At 49.3% G+C, this 16,991-nt stretch carries 10 protein-coding genes; 2 read left to right on the forward strand and 8 right to left on the reverse strand.

What is annotated here, in order from left to right; genetic code table 11:
- Positions 1-163: 163 nt before the first annotated feature.
- Entirely contained in the window at positions 164-484 is a 321-nt protein-coding gene (locus EJP77_RS16860; protein ID WP_127200424.1) for a hypothetical protein, read from the forward strand.
- 157 nt (positions 485-641) lie between these two features.
- On the opposite strand, the gene EJP77_RS16865 is transcribed toward EJP77_RS16860, so the two are convergent.
- The 4 genes from EJP77_RS16865 to EJP77_RS16880 form a co-directional block, all read right to left on the reverse strand.
- Entirely contained in the window at positions 642-1,118 is a 477-nt protein-coding gene (locus EJP77_RS16865; RefSeq protein ID WP_127200425.1) for a disulfide oxidoreductase, read from the reverse strand.
- A 2-nt stretch (positions 1,119-1,120) separates the two neighbouring features.
- Positions 1,121-1,894 carry a DsbA family protein gene (locus tag EJP77_RS16870; RefSeq protein WP_246021923.1) on the reverse strand — a complete coding sequence of 258 codons (774 nt, stop codon included), beginning with the start codon at positions 1,892-1,894 and terminating at the stop codon, positions 1,121-1,123.
- Positions 1,895-2,085: 191 nt separating this feature from the next.
- Entirely contained in the window at positions 2,086-7,761 is a 5,676-nt protein-coding gene (locus EJP77_RS16875; protein ID WP_127200426.1) for a WIAG-tail domain, read from the reverse strand.
- 198 nt (positions 7,762-7,959) lie between these two features.
- Entirely contained in the window at positions 7,960-8,610 is a 651-nt protein-coding gene (locus tag EJP77_RS16880) for a 50S ribosomal protein L25 (RefSeq protein WP_127200427.1), read from the reverse strand.
- A 325-nt stretch (positions 8,611-8,935) separates the two neighbouring features.
- Between EJP77_RS16880 and ppk1 the strand changes: the two genes are divergently transcribed.
- Entirely contained in the window at positions 8,936-11,029 is a 2,094-nt protein-coding gene (ppk1, locus tag EJP77_RS16885; RefSeq protein ID WP_127200428.1) for a polyphosphate kinase 1, read from the forward strand.
- Here the strand turns inward: ppk1 and EJP77_RS16890 are convergent.
- The 4 genes from EJP77_RS16890 to ptsG form a co-directional block, all read right to left on the reverse strand.
- Positions 10,989-12,527 (reverse strand): Ppx/GppA phosphatase family protein, encoded by a 1,539-nt coding sequence (locus EJP77_RS16890; RefSeq protein ID WP_185897383.1) that lies wholly within the window; start codon positions 12,525-12,527, stop codon positions 10,989-10,991. The genes ppk1 and EJP77_RS16890 overlap by 41 nt on opposite strands.
- 236 nt (positions 12,528-12,763) lie before the next feature.
- A complete protein-coding gene (ptsP, locus tag EJP77_RS16895; RefSeq protein ID WP_127200430.1) occupies positions 12,764-14,476 on the reverse strand; it encodes a phosphoenolpyruvate--protein phosphotransferase in 1,713 nt (570 codons plus the stop codon).
- The gene (locus EJP77_RS16900) at positions 14,469-14,744 is read right to left on the reverse strand and encodes an HPr family phosphocarrier protein (protein ID WP_127200431.1); all 276 of its coding nucleotides are present in this window, start codon (positions 14,742-14,744) and stop codon (positions 14,469-14,471) included. Before EJP77_RS16900 ends, ptsP begins: the two co-directional genes overlap by 8 nt.
- A 78-nt stretch (positions 14,745-14,822) precedes the next feature.
- Positions 14,823-16,928, reverse strand: a complete 2,106-nt coding sequence (gene ptsG / locus EJP77_RS16905) for a glucose-specific PTS transporter subunit IIBC (protein ID WP_127200432.1) — start codon at positions 16,926-16,928, stop codon at positions 14,823-14,825.
- Between the last annotated feature and the right edge of the window lie 63 nt (positions 16,929-16,991).

Consider the following 16,991-nt stretch of genomic DNA (forward strand, 5'->3'; position numbering starts at 1 on the left):
TATTCGACATATCTCCCTCAAATCCTTCCAGTATCGGCATGATTAGACTATTTCAGATTTGTCTAACAGGGTCTTCTTGGTTCACCTCCATGAAAATCAAGACAAACCTTGCTATAATTAAGGCTGGACGGACTGAACTTAAGATCAGATAGGAATGAATCAAATGGCCTTCGGCGTTAGCAGACAGGAGCTTTACGATTGGAAAGAACAAGTCAGACGCGGTGAAGTTGCATACCTTACTCACTATTGGCTGGAGCCACGGTGGCCCGGAATAACGACAGTTACCAAAGTGGGCTGCTCGGATCTTCTTAAGCTCACAGCTTGGTGCCAAGAACATGGTCTTAATCCCAAATATATTCATCAGCGTCAGCCTTATCCCCATTATGACTTAATCGGCTCGAAGCAAATATCTATCCTGAAGCAGGAACAGCTCTGGGATCAAATCGAACGCTTTAAGCTGCTTGAACAGACACCGCCTTTCTAATACTTTATGGTGATCTCCGGAGATTGAATTCCTGTTCGAACAAGAAAAAGAGAGCCCGTGGGCTCTCTTTTTAAATTGGCATTTAGCTATTAGATCTAGATTAATCTGAGACACAGATCAAAAGTTCACAATTCGGGTACTGCCGTAACTCTGTTATTCAGTCCTGCCCTGCCAGCTCCTGCTCCGCATCTATTTCTTCTTCACTCTGCTTACTGCGTCCCAGAGACAGGAACACGGTAATAAGAATAAAGGCAACCAGGGCCATCAAGGGAATCGTAATGAATCCGAACCAATCAAGATAGTCCACATTGCAGGGCACTCCCACCTTGCATGGAGCAAGCTTGGAGAATCCAGGAATCTTCTGGTCGGCATAGTGAACCAAAGAGATACAGCCTCCAATGATATTCAGCGGCAGCAGATAGCGGATGATGTTCCGGTCCTCGCGGTAAGCCGCGATGCCCAGAAGAATTACCTGCGGATACATGAATATTCGCTGGAACCAGCACAGCCGGCACGGTTCAAACAGCATCACTTCACTCAAGTACAGACTGCCTACGGTGGCCACGATGGACACTAACCAAGCCAAGTATAGAGCATAGACATGAAATACAGAACGTACTGGCTTATCACTCATGGTTACTCACCCTTTAACGCTTTTTCGATGTCTTTCTTCAGACTGTCATAGTCCAGATAATGACCCGTGTATTGAGTATCGTTCACATACACCGTAGGTGAATATTGAATATTCAGTTCATTTGTCTTGGTATTATGCTTGTCCACTTCATCCTGATATTTCTTCTGTTCGATATCCTGCTGAAGCTTATTGTAATCGATCTGCAGATTCTCCTTCTTAGCCAAATCTACAAGGTAGGCTTCTGTAATCCGGCCGCTGTTCTCGGCACCCTGCTCACGATAAAGCGCTTCATAATACTTCCAGAACGCGTCATTGTTTTGGTGATATACCGCCTGTGCCGCCAGCGCAGCCAGATTGGATTCTTCCCCGATGAAGGAGAAATTCATAAAGTAGAAGGACACCAGGCCTTTGTCGACGTAGTCTTTGACGATCTGCGGCTTGACCTGCTGAGTGAAATCTCTACAAGCCGGGCATTGATAGTCTCCAAACTCAACAATCTTCACTTTGGCTTCCTTGTTACCTAATACCGGGAGGGTATCATAAGGAAAGTTGGGTTTAACCACTTTATTCGAAGAATTCGGGTTAGACGCTGGGTTGGAAGAATTGGGCTTAATGGTGAATACAACGATGATAAGAACCAAAAGTACAGCCACAGATGAGAACCAGATCAGCCGCTTCATTCTTTGTTTCTGGAGCTGCTCCTCTCGTTTACGCTGTGACAAAGCCGTCGTTTTCTTTTTGGGTTGCAGTGTAATCCCCTCTTTCTCTATTAACATACTGCCACAAATTCTAGATAGTAAATAACATTTCGTCAAGCGTTATGACGCACTTCATGGACTCCATATTCTTCATACATCCGGAAGCTGTAATAAAGCATGAAAAAAAGGGCTTACCCCCAGCCAATTTTGGCCGATTACCGGGATAGCCCTATAGTTGTGACAATTTTCTAAAATCAATCTAAACTAAATTAACTCAGGCAGCTTCCAATCGCAATCCAGGTGACGAAGCCATACGTTTGAGGACCTCCTGTATGCCGAGTCAGCTCTATAACCGCGGATTCCGGAGAACGGGACTTCAGCGAAGCATAGATGGTAGGCTGATTCGTCATCGCAACCAAAGTATAATTCTGATCCCCGAAAGGCTCCTCGAACTTAATGGTCAGCTCCGCCTGGTTCTCCTGCCCTTGGAGCAGGAAGACCGACATCCCAAACTGCTGCATCGCATGCACGCCCTTCAAGCTTTGCACCGGTGTAACCGTCAACTGATCCAGACCGATAGCTCCCGGTTCCAAATGTATTGCAGATACGGAGCCTTCAGCTAAATGATGCGACTGCACACTTTCCTCCGCCAAGTGATAGCTTTGAATAGATAACGGCTTAATATGATCCGCACTCACCGAATCATTCTGCAGCACTACTTCATCCACAATGCCTCTAGTCAAGTGCTCCCGGGATATGCATTCTGCTTCCAGATGTTCTCCTTGTATTCCTCTCTCAGGCAGCAAGCCTCCGGAGAGCAGGTCTTTGGACAAATGCGCTTTAGTAATAATACCGCGCTGAATGTGCCCCGAAGCTACCGCTTCTTTTGCAATATGCCGGCTATCAATACTGCTTGCGGCTAGCTGCTTAGATTGAACCGAGCCAGCGGACAGCTTCTCGGAGCTGATTGAAGCATTCTGCAGTGCATTACCTGAAATGGTCTGCGAGCCCAGGTGATGCCCCTGGATGGAACCAGGCTGCAGATGCTCTGGCCCAATCGATTCGGGAGCAAGATGGTACGCCTGAATGGCGCTACCAGATATTTTCTCAGAGCCAATCGACTCATCCTGCAGTGATTGTCCCGAGATGGCTCCCTCGGCCAGATGATATTCCTGAACAGCTCCCGCCTGCAGATGGCTCGTGCCCACTGAATCGGCCGCGATATGCCGGGACTGCACGGATTCATTCGCCAGAGACGCCTCCTGCACAGCTCCCTCTGAGATATGAGCCGGCTGAATCGCTCCCTCCGCAATTTGGGATGCGTTCACACTTCCCTGCGCCAGATGCCTTGTGTCCACAGCCTCATCAGCCAGCTTATCAGAAGTGATAGCTCCATCTCGAATTACTGCCCCAGAGACAGCCTGGGAAGCCAGATGCACATCCTGCACAGCTCCAAAGTTAATATGTTCCGAATGAATGGAACCCAGATCGATGTTGGCCGATTGTACGGCACGCCCCGCAATTAGCTCCGAATGAATAATGCCCGGGGAGAGGTGATACGACTGGATCGTCTCCTCCGCGATCTTGGATGAGATCACACTTCCTTCAACCAGATGCCGAGCACTGACTGAGTCTTCTGACAGCTTCTCGGAAGTAACAGCACCATCCTCCAGAACCGAACCAGAGATCGCCCCTGGGGCCAGATGTCTGGCTTCTATCACGCCAGAATCGATATGAGCAGCAGCAACTGAACCTGCCGACAAATGTTCAGCATGAATGATGCCTAGCTGGAGATGATCAGTAACTATCGCACCTGATGCAATATGTCTAGCTTCAATTGCTTCTGAAGTGATATGACCAGCAGCGATTGAACCTTCTGCCACATGTTCAGGATGGATGATATCCGGCTGGAGATGATGAGAGACGATCGTACCTGCAGCAAGATGCCGGGTCTGGATGGTGCCGGATGCCAGGTGACCTGCGCCAATAGCCTCAGGTGATATATGTCCGGACTGAATGGAGCCTTCTTTCAGTTGATCGGAATGGATGGAGCCTGCCGACAAGTGCCGGGTCTGCACACTTCCAGGAGCCAGCTTGGAAGAGGTTACACTCTCTTCAGCCAAATGCAGCGATTGAATGGCTTCCGGTGCAATCTTGGCTGAGCTGATCGTCCCATCTTCTAGAATGGAGCCGGTAATAGCCTCAGAGGCAAGGTGCTTAGCACGGATGGCTCCTTCTGCGATATGATCCGATCCTACTGAGCCTTCTGCAAGATGCTCGGCATATACGGATTCATTTCTAAGGTGATCGGAGCCTACCGAGCTTGCTGCGATATGTCTGGATTGGATCACACCCGAAGCGAGATGGTGGGAGCCTAGGGATTCAGAAGAGATGTGCTCGGCCTTAACAGCCTCCCTGGCCAGAAGTCCCGAATGAATCAGGCCTTCAGAGAGATGATCTGACTGAACACTACCTGCCGCCAGCTTGGTTGATGTTACACTGCCTTCGGCCAGATGAGGAGTATCAATCGCACCGACGGCAATCTTATCGGAGCCCACGCCTCCGTCCATCAGCGAAGCACCAGTAATTGATCCTGAGGCAAGATGCTGGAGCTGAATGGCTCCTTCTGCGATGTGTTCGGGGCCCACTATTCCCTCAGCCAGATGACCGGACTGCACAGCGTGGGTCCGAATATGGCCGGAACTTATTACGCTCTCAGAAAGGTGTTTGGACTGAATCGCCTGAGAGGCAATGTGGTCCGGACCAAGGGCTTCAAGAGCAATATGTTCAGCATGAACTGCACCTTCTGCCAATAGGCTGGACTGAATTATGCCTGCTTGCAGGTGATATCCTCTTACGCTGCCTGTAGCCAGTTTCGAAGAAGTGACGCTGCCCTCTGCGAGATGGAAGGTGTGAATGGCTTCTCCCGCAATTTTCTCCGAACGTACAGCTCCATTCTCGAGCGATGAACCCGTAATGGCTTCTGAGGCTAAATGCCTCGATTGAATTGCGCTGGAGGCAATATGAGTGGAACCTACAGCCCCTTCATATATATGATCTCCCTGTATCGCAGCCGTCTTGATGTGACCGGAGCCAATCGATTCTTCGGCTAGATGTTTGGACATTACAGCACCCGGTTTCAAATGAGAGGAGCCCAGCGATTCTGGGGCAACGTGCTCGGCATGGACAGCACCCTCTGCGAGGAAATTAGACAATATCAGTCCATTCGATAGATGGTGGGACTGCACGCTGCTGGTTGCTAACTTGGTTGAAGTTACACTGCCATCAGCAAGATGAACGGACTTAACTGCCTCCTCAGCAATCTTGTCAGAGCTGATAGCATCGTTCTCTAAGCTGGAACCAGACAGGGTTCCGCTCGCTACATGCCTTCCGTGAACAGCTCCTGTGGCAATCTGCCCAGCACCTACCGATCCTTCCCCAAGATGCCTGGTCTGTACCGATCCGGCAGCGAGATGATCTGAATCTATAGAACCATCCGCAATATGCTGGGACAATATCGCACCAGATGTAATATGACTTGAATGGATGGATTCTTGTGTGATATGTTCCGCTTGGACAGCTCCTTGAGCCAACAAGTCGGGCTGAATCAGACCCGTGGATAAATGATGGGACTGAACACTCCCGGAAGCAATCTTGGAGGAGGTTACAATTCCCTCAGCCAAGTGCTGAGTGTTTATGGCTGCGTCTGCAATCTTATCGGCGGTCACCGACTCCTGTGCCAGTACTGACTCTGTCACTGCCTTATCCGAGAGATGGCGACTGAGTATGGATCCGCTCATGAGATGCTTTGATCCCAAGGATTCAGGCGCAATATGTCTGGAGTGCACCGCATTCTCAGCCAGCGAATCCTCACTCACCGCGTGATCTGCCAAATGGGCAGATAGAATTGATGAGGGCAGGATCTTAGAGGACGTCACGCTGCCTTCTGCCAATTTACCGGTTGTGACAGCCAGATCATTAATTTTGTCCGTGGATACACTCTCCGGTGAGAGCTTCAGGGAAGTTACCGCATGATTCTGAAGATGATGCTGGAACACGGAGCCTGCCTCCAGGTGATGATCCTTAATGGCTCCAGTGTCAATGATCTCACTGGTCACAGCCCGGTGCTGAAGCGCAGCCGTCCCGATCGAGGCTTTCTTCAGGTGCTCGGCACGGATAGCCCCCTGCTCAATGTGCTCGGAACCGACTGCTCCCTCTTGGATCGCGCTGCTGTTCACGCTGTTCTCTGCCAGGTGAGCCTCATGAATCGCTTCAAATGCAATATGATCAGAAGAAATACTCTTGCCGCTTACCGCTGCTCCCGTTACTGCACTCGGAGCAATCTTATCAGCGGTCACACTGGCGTGAGCCAGCTTATTCTCCGTGATGCTTCCCGGCTGAATATGCCGCTCTGCTACAGATTCCTGGGCGAGATGAGACTCCAGCACCGCTTTTGCAGCTATTTTACCGCTAATTACGGCGCCTTCCTGAATATGACGCTCATGAATGGAATCATCGGCAATATGGCTCTCCCGCAGGGAGCCTGACTGAATATGCTCGGACCCGACTGCGCCAGACGCCAGCTGGGGACTATGAATGGTTGCTTTTCCAATGTGACGTGTAATTACAGCTTCATCAGCTATTTTGTGAGAGAGAATGCTCTGGTCCGCAATCTTGGAGGACGTTACGGCCTGCTCAACAATCTGCGCAGTCCCTACAGACTGATCTGCCAGCTTGGTAGAGATAATGCTCCGGTCCGCAATGTGCCGGCTTTCAATCTCCCCGGAACCAATCTGCTCCTCTCCAACACTCCCTGCGGCAAAATGCCTGCGTTCCAGGGATTCAGGCGCGATGTGGCAGGCCTCGATGGACTGCTCTTTAATATGACGGCCATGAACCGAGTCTTCCTCCAGCTCTGAAGCTCCAACACTCCCCGGCGCGAGAAGTCCGCTTGCACTGATTCCTGAGGCCAAGTGATCGGATGTGATCGTATTCAGTGCAATGTGCCTAGCTTCCACACTTCGCTCTGCAAGCTTGGAACCTGTCACCGCTCCATCCTGAAGCTTGGACTCTGTTACAGAACGCTCACTCAGCTTGGAAGTATCAATAATTCCATTCGAAAGGTTGATGGATTGAATCGAACCGCTCCGGATTTTCTCCGAAGTCACGGCCTGGTCCTGAAGAAGCTCCGTCGTGATAAGGCCCCCGCTTAAATGCCGGCTTCCGATTGAGCCATCAGCCAATTTATCAGCACTGATTACTTTGTCCGCAAGCTTATCTGCAGAGATGCTGCCATCCTGAATTTTCTCCCCACTAAGTGTCCCATAAGCAATTTTCTGTCCTTGAATCGAACTGTCAATAAAGTGTTCACCTGTTAATGAATGCGGAGCAACCTTAGAACCTGTAACGGCACCTTCAGCAATATTGAGGCTTGTGACCGCATAATCGGCCAGCCAGGCTGTGCCAATGGAACCATATTTGATCTTGGTCGCATCTATGGTGTAAGGGGCGATCTTCTCTCCAGTCACTGCCGCATCCGAAATATCATCCGTATAGACGACAGGATGCCGAACTGCGGCCCAGGATTCCCCAGCGCGCTCAGATTGTGAAGGGGGCCGCTGATCTATGACAGGCGGCGAGCTTGTTTGCGTATTTACGCTGGAATTTACAACTTCCTCTTTAGACTCGATCTTCTCTTCTTCCGGCTTAGGCAGAACCTTCTCTACCACTTGCCGGGACTGCTTATTCTCATCCTCATGCTGAGATAGGACCTTCTCATCAACAGGCGCCAAGGCCTGTGACAAATGCACTTCGTTTTCTCGCTTCTCCATCCTGTTTCTGGCCCTAGCCTTCTCAAGCAGATCCATCTCATCGAACTCGGGGTTCTCTTCCCGGTAACTGAGCTGTCTGCTTCTGACCGGTTTGGTGACTTTCCCTTTCTTCAAGCCGATCTCTCCTTCCTGGGTGCTTTCGTCTGCGATATCATATGCAGCAGTTTAGGCACTTGTCACTATTCCTGTGCACCCGCACCAAAAAGGACCGGAGCACTTCTGCTCCGGTCCTTCTTTTCACTTTATATATGATTAGGCTATATAATTCGCAATTTCACTCCAAATGTTACACCAGCTGCGATTTTAAATAGCTTAAGCTTCCTCGCTCTTCGCATCAGCCTCTGCCGTTTCAGCTGCACCTTCACCCTCAGCAGCTGCATCTGCTCCTTCATCCGTGGCTTCCAGAGCTGCTCTAGGAAGAACAATAGAGGCCAGCAGTGCTTCCTCGGAAGTAATCAGACTCACACCTTCCGGAAGCTTTACATCGGCTGCAGTCAGCTTGTCCCCAGTTCCAAGTCCCGTAACATCTACATCGATTCCGGCAGGAAGAGAATCCGGAAGTCCTTCGACCTCAAGCTCTGTTTCCTGAGTCTGAAGAATACCACCTGACTGGGTTCCCTCAGGAGTACCGGTGTAATGAATAGGCACCTTTACCCGGATTGGCTTGTTCTTGGATACATGCTGAAAATCAACATGAACCACTTTCCCTCCGCGCTGCTGAACATCCTTAATCAAGGCCGGGAAGCTTTCTCCATCCGTAATCGAGAGGGTGAAAAATTCAGAGCGTCCTGTACGTGCGACTTTTAGAAGCTCTTTCGCATCTACATGCAGGGACAGACTGCCCATTTGGGAGCTATAGACCACACCTGGAATTCGGCCTGCTTCTCTTAATTGACGCAAAGAGCTACTTGATGCTAACGATCTTTTCTCAGCACTAAGCTTAACATTATGTTCTGCACTCATTCTTTTACGACCTCCTCATGATTTGGCGAAGCCTAAGGCTGCGCTGGTCATTCTTCAAGATTCTCGGTCAGCCCTTCACTCGATTCAATATGGCCAAAAACAAGGCAAATCAAACCAGCAGAGCTAGGGCCATATCATTTATTTACCCAGAAAGGTGGTGATACACTCACTTTTTGGGTAAAAAATAGTTCTAGAGGTCATAACACTTTACATTCCTTTATAAATTTTACATACATTTTACAAAAGTACTCTTTTATCTTGGTAACATAGGAGTACAATTAAGGAATAGAGTAATTAGCGTATTTAAGCGGAGGTCGTTAGACTGATGACACAAATTCATATCAAAGAAGACGGTTCACGTTATCTTAACAGGGACTTAAGCTGGATCGAGTTCAATTTGCGGGTGCTGCATGAAGCCCAGGATCCGACAACCCCTTTGCTTGAGAAGGCCAAATTTCTATCCATCGTCTCAAGCAATCTGGATGAGTTCATGAGCGTTCGCGTGGCGGGCATCCAGGATCAGATCCGGGCGGGCTATGCCAAGAAGGATTTCACAGGCTACACGCCGGCCGGCTTATATAAACGTCTGGTCTCCCGCATTTCAAAAATGGTACAGGCTCAGTACCGTACATACCGCGATATCATGCGCCAGCTGACCAAAGAGCATATTCAGTTCCTGAAATATGAGGATCTGAATGCGACTCAGCGCAAATCCATGGAGTGTTACTATCACGATATAATTTTCCCAGTACTTACACCGATGGCGGTAGATCAGAGCCGGCCTTTTCCTCTGGTACACAACCAGTTCGTGTATTTGGCAGTGGTTTTGAAGCGGGATGGAGATAGCCCGGAAGAAGAACCTTATTTCGCGGTGGTGCAGATTCCATCCAACCTATCGAGGTTCGTCCCGCTTCCCCAGCATTCGAACAGCAAGAAGCAGTCCTTCATTCTGATTGAAGAGCTGATCAAGCATCATATACAAACCTTATTCAGCGGGTATATCCCTCTTGCGGTTCATGAGTTCCGGGTGACCCGCAATGCGGATTTGGCCATTGATGAAGAGGGGGCTGAGGATTTGCTCGAAGAGATCGAGAAGGAGCTGCGGAAGCGGCGCTGGGGCGCCCCTGTTCGCCTCGAAGTCCAGAAGGGCTTCCATCCTTATGCTCTTGAGCTGCTTCAAGATGAATTCGAAATTAAAGATTCTGTATTTGAAATCGATGGGCCTCTGGATTTGACATTTCTGCGTCACTTCACCGGGGCTGTCAAAGGAAGTTCCAAGCTCCGTTATCCGCAGGATGAGCCCCCTTATCCTCAGGAATTCGAGGAGAGTGAAGATTTCTTCGAGATGCTGAAGGAGCGGGACGTGCTGATGTACCACCCGTATGAGTGTTTTGACGCGTTGACCGATTTCATTGTCCAGGCCTCAGAGGATCCTCATGTCATGGCAATTAAGATGACGCTCTACAGAGTGAGCGGGAATTCGCCGCTGATTCAAGCTTTAGCGGATGCCGCAGAGTCCGGTAAGCAGGTCACAGTGGTCGTTGAACTGAAGGCCAGATTCGACGAGGAACGAAATATCGCCTGGGCCAGAAAATTAGAGAAAGCAGGCTGCCACGTAGTATACGGTCTTGTCGGACTCAAGACACATGCCAAGATCCTGCTTATCGTTCGCCAGGAGGGGCCAGATCTGAAGAGGTATGTTCATGTCGGCACCGGAAATTACAATGACATTACAGCGAGGCTGTATACCGATATTGGCTTGTTCACGACCCATCCCTCCATTGGCGAGGATGCCTCGGAGCTGTTCAATCTAATTACCGGCTACTCCGCCGTACATGACTGGCAGTCCCTGACCCTTGCCCCAGGGAATATGCATAACAAGCTCGCCAGCCTGATTGAGAGAGAATCGGAGCATGCCCGCAGCGGAAGACCGGCAAGGATCATCGCCAAGATGAACTCCCTGTCGAACCAAGAGATGATTGACGACCTATATACAGCTTCCCAAGACGGAGTTAACATTGATCTGATTATTCGCGGAGTATGCTGCCTCCGGCCAGGAGTCGAGGGACTCAGCGACCGTATCAACGTAAGAAGTATTGTAGACCGCTTCCTCGAACACTCACGTATTTACTATTTCGAGAATGGCGGCCAGCCCGAAGTCTGGATCTCCAGTGCAGACTGGATGACCCGGAATCTGACCCGACGGATTGAGCTCATGTGTCCGGTATACGATCAAGCCGCCCGCAATATGGTCATTCAGATTCTACGCCTATCCCTGGCTGATAATGTCAAAGCCAAGCAGCTTATCCCGAACGGCAAATACGAGAGAATCGTGAACGATCTCCCGTCATGCCGCAGCCAATTTGCAGCTCTTGATATTAGTACTTGGAAGAAGCCGGAAATTCCCACTTCAATTTGATATCCCAAGCTTTCTGAAAGACCTTCGCTGCCGCATCCAGTTCCCTGAGTTCGATAAAGGGCTGGCTGCGGCAGTTCAATTTCAGCGTCAAAGTCTTGTTCTCCTTCTCGGCGTCCACCAGGTCAATCGGCTGAGTCTCGCTCACATCAAGGGAGACTGCAACCTGCAGCAGGGCGGCAAGCTGGGCGATCAGCTTGGTATCCTCGTCTTTGAGAATGCTTTTCTGGTAGAGCCCCGCACTGGTCATCTTCCCGTTCTTCGCCCGGTATTCGGCAATAAGTGCAATCAGCACAATTTCACGGTGAGTTAGTCCACCCAGGGGAGCGTTCAGCAGCCAATAGAACGTATGCTTCTCATACTGATGGTACCAGAGTGAAGCCCCTACCTTGTACAGCATGGCAGACACGTGAAGAATGGTTCGGGCAAGCTCCTCATCCTCCGGCACCTTCAATTGATCAAGCATCTGCTGGGCTAACCCGTTAACATGCTCCAAATGTCGAAGGGAAGCTGTCGATTGAAAAGAAAGCAGCGAGCGGACCTGACGCTCAACTACCTCGGAAGCTTCTGGCAGCTTGGTCTTTATCACATCATGCAGCAGTCCTTCACGCAATCCGGTCCCGCTGATCAGACAATATTTAGCTTTAATATAGCTGAATATCGTATGCAGGATCATCACGCCCGGTGCAATAATATCCACCCGGTTCTTTGACAAACCAGGCAGTCGTCTGCGATGCTCAACCGATAAGGATGGCAGCAGATCAGAATAATACTCGATACTTTCCTCTTCAAGCACATAATGGTGGGTCATCGGCAGCGGATATTTGCTTCTGCGCTGGTCGAGCTTACCCAATGAACGAATGGTTCCGCCCAGTCCAATGAGAGGAAGCTCCGGATGCCTCGAGATCCAGTCATACTGATCCAGCAGCCCCTTCAGTTCGTGAATAAGCTCCTTACTAGACTCCGAGGTCCAGCCATTGGGCCCAGCAAATTTATAATTTGAATTCACCGCTCCAAAAGGCAGTGAGACACTGCGAAGCAGCTTCCGTTCCCGGAACAGGGTAATCTCGGTACTTCCTCCGCCAATATCGATAATAAAGCCATTTGCGGCGCCAATCCCATGAGCTACTCCAAGAAATCCGTAAAAAGCCTCTTCCTCTCCGGACAGTATCTCGATTTCAAGACCGGTATGCTTGTCCAGCGTTTCTACAATTTCCCTGGCATTAGCCGCATTGCGGATGGCGGCAGTTGCCGCGACGCGAATACGCTCACATTTATAGGAGGTGCAGATATTCTTGAATTCACTTAGAACAGGGACTATGGATAATATCCCCTCATACTCCATTCTTCCATCTGCACCAATCTTCTCGCTGAGGCGGGCAGATTCTTTGCTTTCATGAATAACCCGGTAGTCTCCTGATGAGGTGACCTCATAGACCACGGCCCGGATCGAGTTCGAACCAATATCAATAATGCCCACGGTGCTGCGATTGTCATTCATATGTATACTCCTTGTAAGTCGGTATAGATTCATTATAAACCCATTAAAACAGACTAAATCAGCAGAAATATAAATTATTCATATTTCTCCCTTACCACTCTAGCCTATCTTCTCTCAAAAATAAACCAAATGGCCCGCAAACAAAAAAAACCGGTATCCGAAGATACCGGCCGGGGAAGCTCCCGAGGTCATTATGTTGGAAAAAGAATTTACGGATTACAAGCCGCAAATGCGGTTTATGCATCAATACCTCTTACGAGTTCAACTACCTGCTCAGCCGTTTGAAGCTCAAGGGCTTTGGCTGCAAGCTCCTGCATTTCCGCTTTGGACAGCTTGGAAATAAGGGAACGTGCCGGCAGAATTGAGGTAGCACTCATGCTGAATTCATCAAGTCCAAGTCCGAGAAGTAGTGGAATTGCCGTTGTATCACCAGCCATCTCACCACACATACCTGCCCAGCGTCCTTCTTTATGAGCTGCATCAATAACCATTTTGACCAAACGAAGAATGGCTGGATTGTAAGGTTGGTATAAATAAGACACACGCTCATTCATCCGGTCCGCCGCCATCGTATATTGAATCAAATCATTCGTTCCGATACTGAAGAAATCCACTTCCTTGGCAAATTGATCTGCCATTACTGCGGTTGAAGGAATTTCGACCATGATGCCAAGCTGGATGTTCTCGGATACTTCAATTCCGGCTGCAATCAGATTCTGCTTCTCTTCAAGAAGCAGCGCCTTAGCTTCGCGGAATTCACCAAGAGTTGCGATCATCGGGAACATGATCCGCAGATTCCCATACACACTTGCACGAAGCAAAGCGCGAAGCTGGGTGCGGAAGATGTCCGTACGATCCAGGCACAGACGCACAGCGCGGAATCCAAGGAATGGATTCATTTCTTTTGGAAGATCCAGGTAAGGAAGCTCTTTGTCTCCGCCAATATCAAGCGTACGTACGACAACGGGCTTGCCTTCCATTTTCTCAAGAACCGTCTTGTAGGCATTAAACTGGACATCTTCCGAAGGAAGCTTGTCACGGCCCATATACAGGAACTCTGTACGGTAAAGACCTACGGCCTCACCGCCGTTATCAATAACCCCTGCAACATCGTTCGGCGTTCCAATATTTGCTGCAAGCTCTACATGAACACCGTCTTTCGATACAGACTTCTGATCACGCAGCTTGTTCCATTCCGCACGCTGCTCCTGATATTGCTTCTGCTTCACTCTGAATTCAGCGACAACCTCATCCGTAGGGTTAATGATCACCTGTCCGTCTAGGCCGTCTACAATCACGAGATCCCCGCTGCCAATCTGCTCAACCACATTCTTGGTACCGACTACAGCCGGAATTTCCAGAGAACGGGCCATGATGGCAGAGTGGGAAGTACGTCCGCCAATATTCGTTGTAAAGCCAAGCACGTATTTACGATTCAATTGAGCCGTATCTGAAGGAGTGAGGTCTTCAGCAATGACAATAACTTCTTCGCTGATCTCTGCTGGATTGACATAAGTCAATCCGAGCAGATGAGTCAGCACACGCTTGGTTACGTCACGCATATCGGCTGCACGTTCCTGCAGATAAGCACTCTTCATGTTCTCGAACATCGTAATGAACTGGGATGCTGTCTCATTCAGCGCATATTCTGCGTTAACCTGTTCATCCGTGATCATGGTGCGAACCGGATCAATAAGCTCCGGGTCATTCAGAATCAGCAGATGGGATTCAAAGATTTCAGCCTTCTTGTCACCAAGCTCAGCGCGTGTGCGCTCCTTGATCGCTTCCAGCTCTTCCTGTGATTTGGCAAGAGCACTGTTGAAGCGGGTAATCTCGGCGTCTGTGCTTTGAACCGACTGCTTATTGATCGTAAAATCAGGGTGCTCAAGCTTGAAGGCGCGGGCAATTGCCACACCAGCAGATGCTGCAATACCCTCGATATTAATCATTAATCTCGCCTAACCCTTCACTTACCATAATATCGGACAGTGCGCTAAGCGCTGCTTCCGCTTCTTCACCTTCAGAAGAAAGAGTGATGATATCACCTTGTTCAAGACCCAGGGATAGAACACCCAGAATAGATTTCAATGTTACTTTTTTACCTTTCGCTTCAGCAAAAGATTCAGCGCCTTTGAATTTGTTAGCTGTGTTCACCAAAGCTGTAGCCGGGCGAGCGTGGATACCGTCTTCATCCGTAATTTTAAAGTTTCTTTGCATTTTAATACATCTCGCTTTCTTTGGTAGTTTTAGTTCATCCATCATATTAAGGGATAACTTTGCTGTATTACAAATATCTTACTTGATCGTGATGATATTGTTCTCTCCGCTCTTCACCAGACCCGATTTGTTCAGGGTTACGGAAGAACCTTCAGGCAAGTTGGAGAAAATGATCGGTGAAATAATCGAAGGCGCGTGTGCTTTCACATATTCCAGATCCACTTCCATAATCGGCTGTCCTGCCGATACCAGATCGCCTTCTTTAACGAGAACGTTAAAGCCTTGGCCTTTCAGCTTCACCGTGTTGACACCGATGTGAACAAGAACTTCCTTGCCGCCATCCGACATGATGCCAATAGCGTGCTTACTTGGGAACACATTGAACACTTTACCGTAGACTGGTGAGCAAATTGTACCGTCACTTGGAAGGATGGCGAATCCGTCACCGGTCATTTTCTCAGAGAAGACTGGATCCGGAACCTTGGTAATATCCATCAATTCACCATTGGCTGGAGCTACCACATCTTCTTTAATGATGGCATCGCCATTCTGTGCAGCCTGTTGTTCAGCTTCTGCTGGCTTACCATTACCGGTTGCAGCGTTGAAATCCGTAGCTCGATCACCTACATCATCGGCGCTAGGAATGCGAGCCGGCGCGTTGCCGTTCATAATATCCTGAATTTGGGACTTGATCGTGTCCGAACGAGTACCGAAGATGGCTTGTACGTTATTACCCACTTCAAGCACGCCGGATGCTCCCAGCTTCTTGAGGCGATCCTTGTTCACATTTGCTTTGTCTTTAACTTCAACACGCAGACGTGTGATACAAGCATCCAGATGGGCAATATTCTCTTTACCTCCAAGAGCTACCAAGATATTGCTAGGAAGATCATCTTGGGTAACCGGAGTACCGCTGCCTGCTGCAGCTTGGTCATCCTCAGCCGCATCCTCACGTCCTGGAGTCTTAAGATTGAATTTCCGGATAATGAACCGGAAACCGAAGTAGTAGATGACTGCAAACACTGCACCCACAAGAATAACCAGATACCAAGGGGTACGATTTGGAATTACACCGAAGATCAGATAGTCAATCAGACCACCGGAGAAGGTCATACCGATTTTGACACCGAGCAGTTGCATAGTCATGAAAGACAGACCCGCGAACACACAGTGAATCGCGAACAGCAGCGGTGCCAGGAACAGGAAGGAGAACTCGATAGGTTCTGTAATCCCTGTAAGGAATGAAGTCAATGCAGCAGAACCCATGATACCCGCAACATATCTCTTATGTTCAGGTTTAGCTTCATGGTACATAGCAAGTGCAGCGGCCGGAAGACCGAACATCATGAACGGGAATTTACCAGTCATGAATGTACCTGCTGTGAATGGTACGCCATCACGAAGCTGGGACATGAAGATATGCTGGTCACCCCGGATAACTTGGCCAGCCTTGCTGGTGTATTCTCCGAATTCGAACCAGAATGGAGAATAGAAGATGTGATGCAGACCGAACGGGATGAGCGCGCGCTCAACCACACCGAAGATGAATGAAGCCAAGGTACGATTCGTGTCGATCATGTTGTGAGACAAGTAATTCAATCCATGCTGAATTGGCGGCCATACAATGACCATGAGCAATCCGACAATCAGGGATGTCGCCGCTGTCATGATAGGGACAAAGCGCTTACCTGCGAAGAATCCTAGATACGACGGCAGCTCGATTTTGAAGAATCGCTTGTACATCGCGGCTGCCAGGATCCCGATAATAATACCGCCGAACACCCCTGTAGCCAGGGTCGGAATTCCTAGTACGCTTGCATAAGCCTCGTTGTGTCCGATCATTCCCGGGGTAACCCCGATAACCGTTCCCATCGTAATGTTCATAACTAGGAAACCAACGATGGCAGCAAGTCCTGCTACCCCTTCACCACCGGCCAAACCAATAGCAACCCCGACAGCGAACAGCAGGGACAGATTGTCAAATACAATTTGGCCCGCATTCATCAGAATGGTAGCTACGGCATGAACACCGTGATTATCTAGTGCAGGGACTAGCTTCAGAAAGTCTGGGCTTATCAGCATGTTGCCGATTCCGAGCAGAAGTCCAGCAGCCGGCAATATAGCAACCGGAAGCATGAGCGCCTTACCTACTCTTTGCAAGACGCCGAAAAATTTCTTGAACATATGCATCCTCCTTATATATGGCAAATAAAAAAGCATGAGCCCTGAAAGCCATGATGTATACAC

The organism is Paenibacillus zeisoli, from assembly GCF_003994465.1.
In the GTDB taxonomy this organism is placed as follows: domain Bacteria; phylum Bacillota; class Bacilli; order Paenibacillales; family Paenibacillaceae; genus Fontibacillus; species Fontibacillus zeisoli.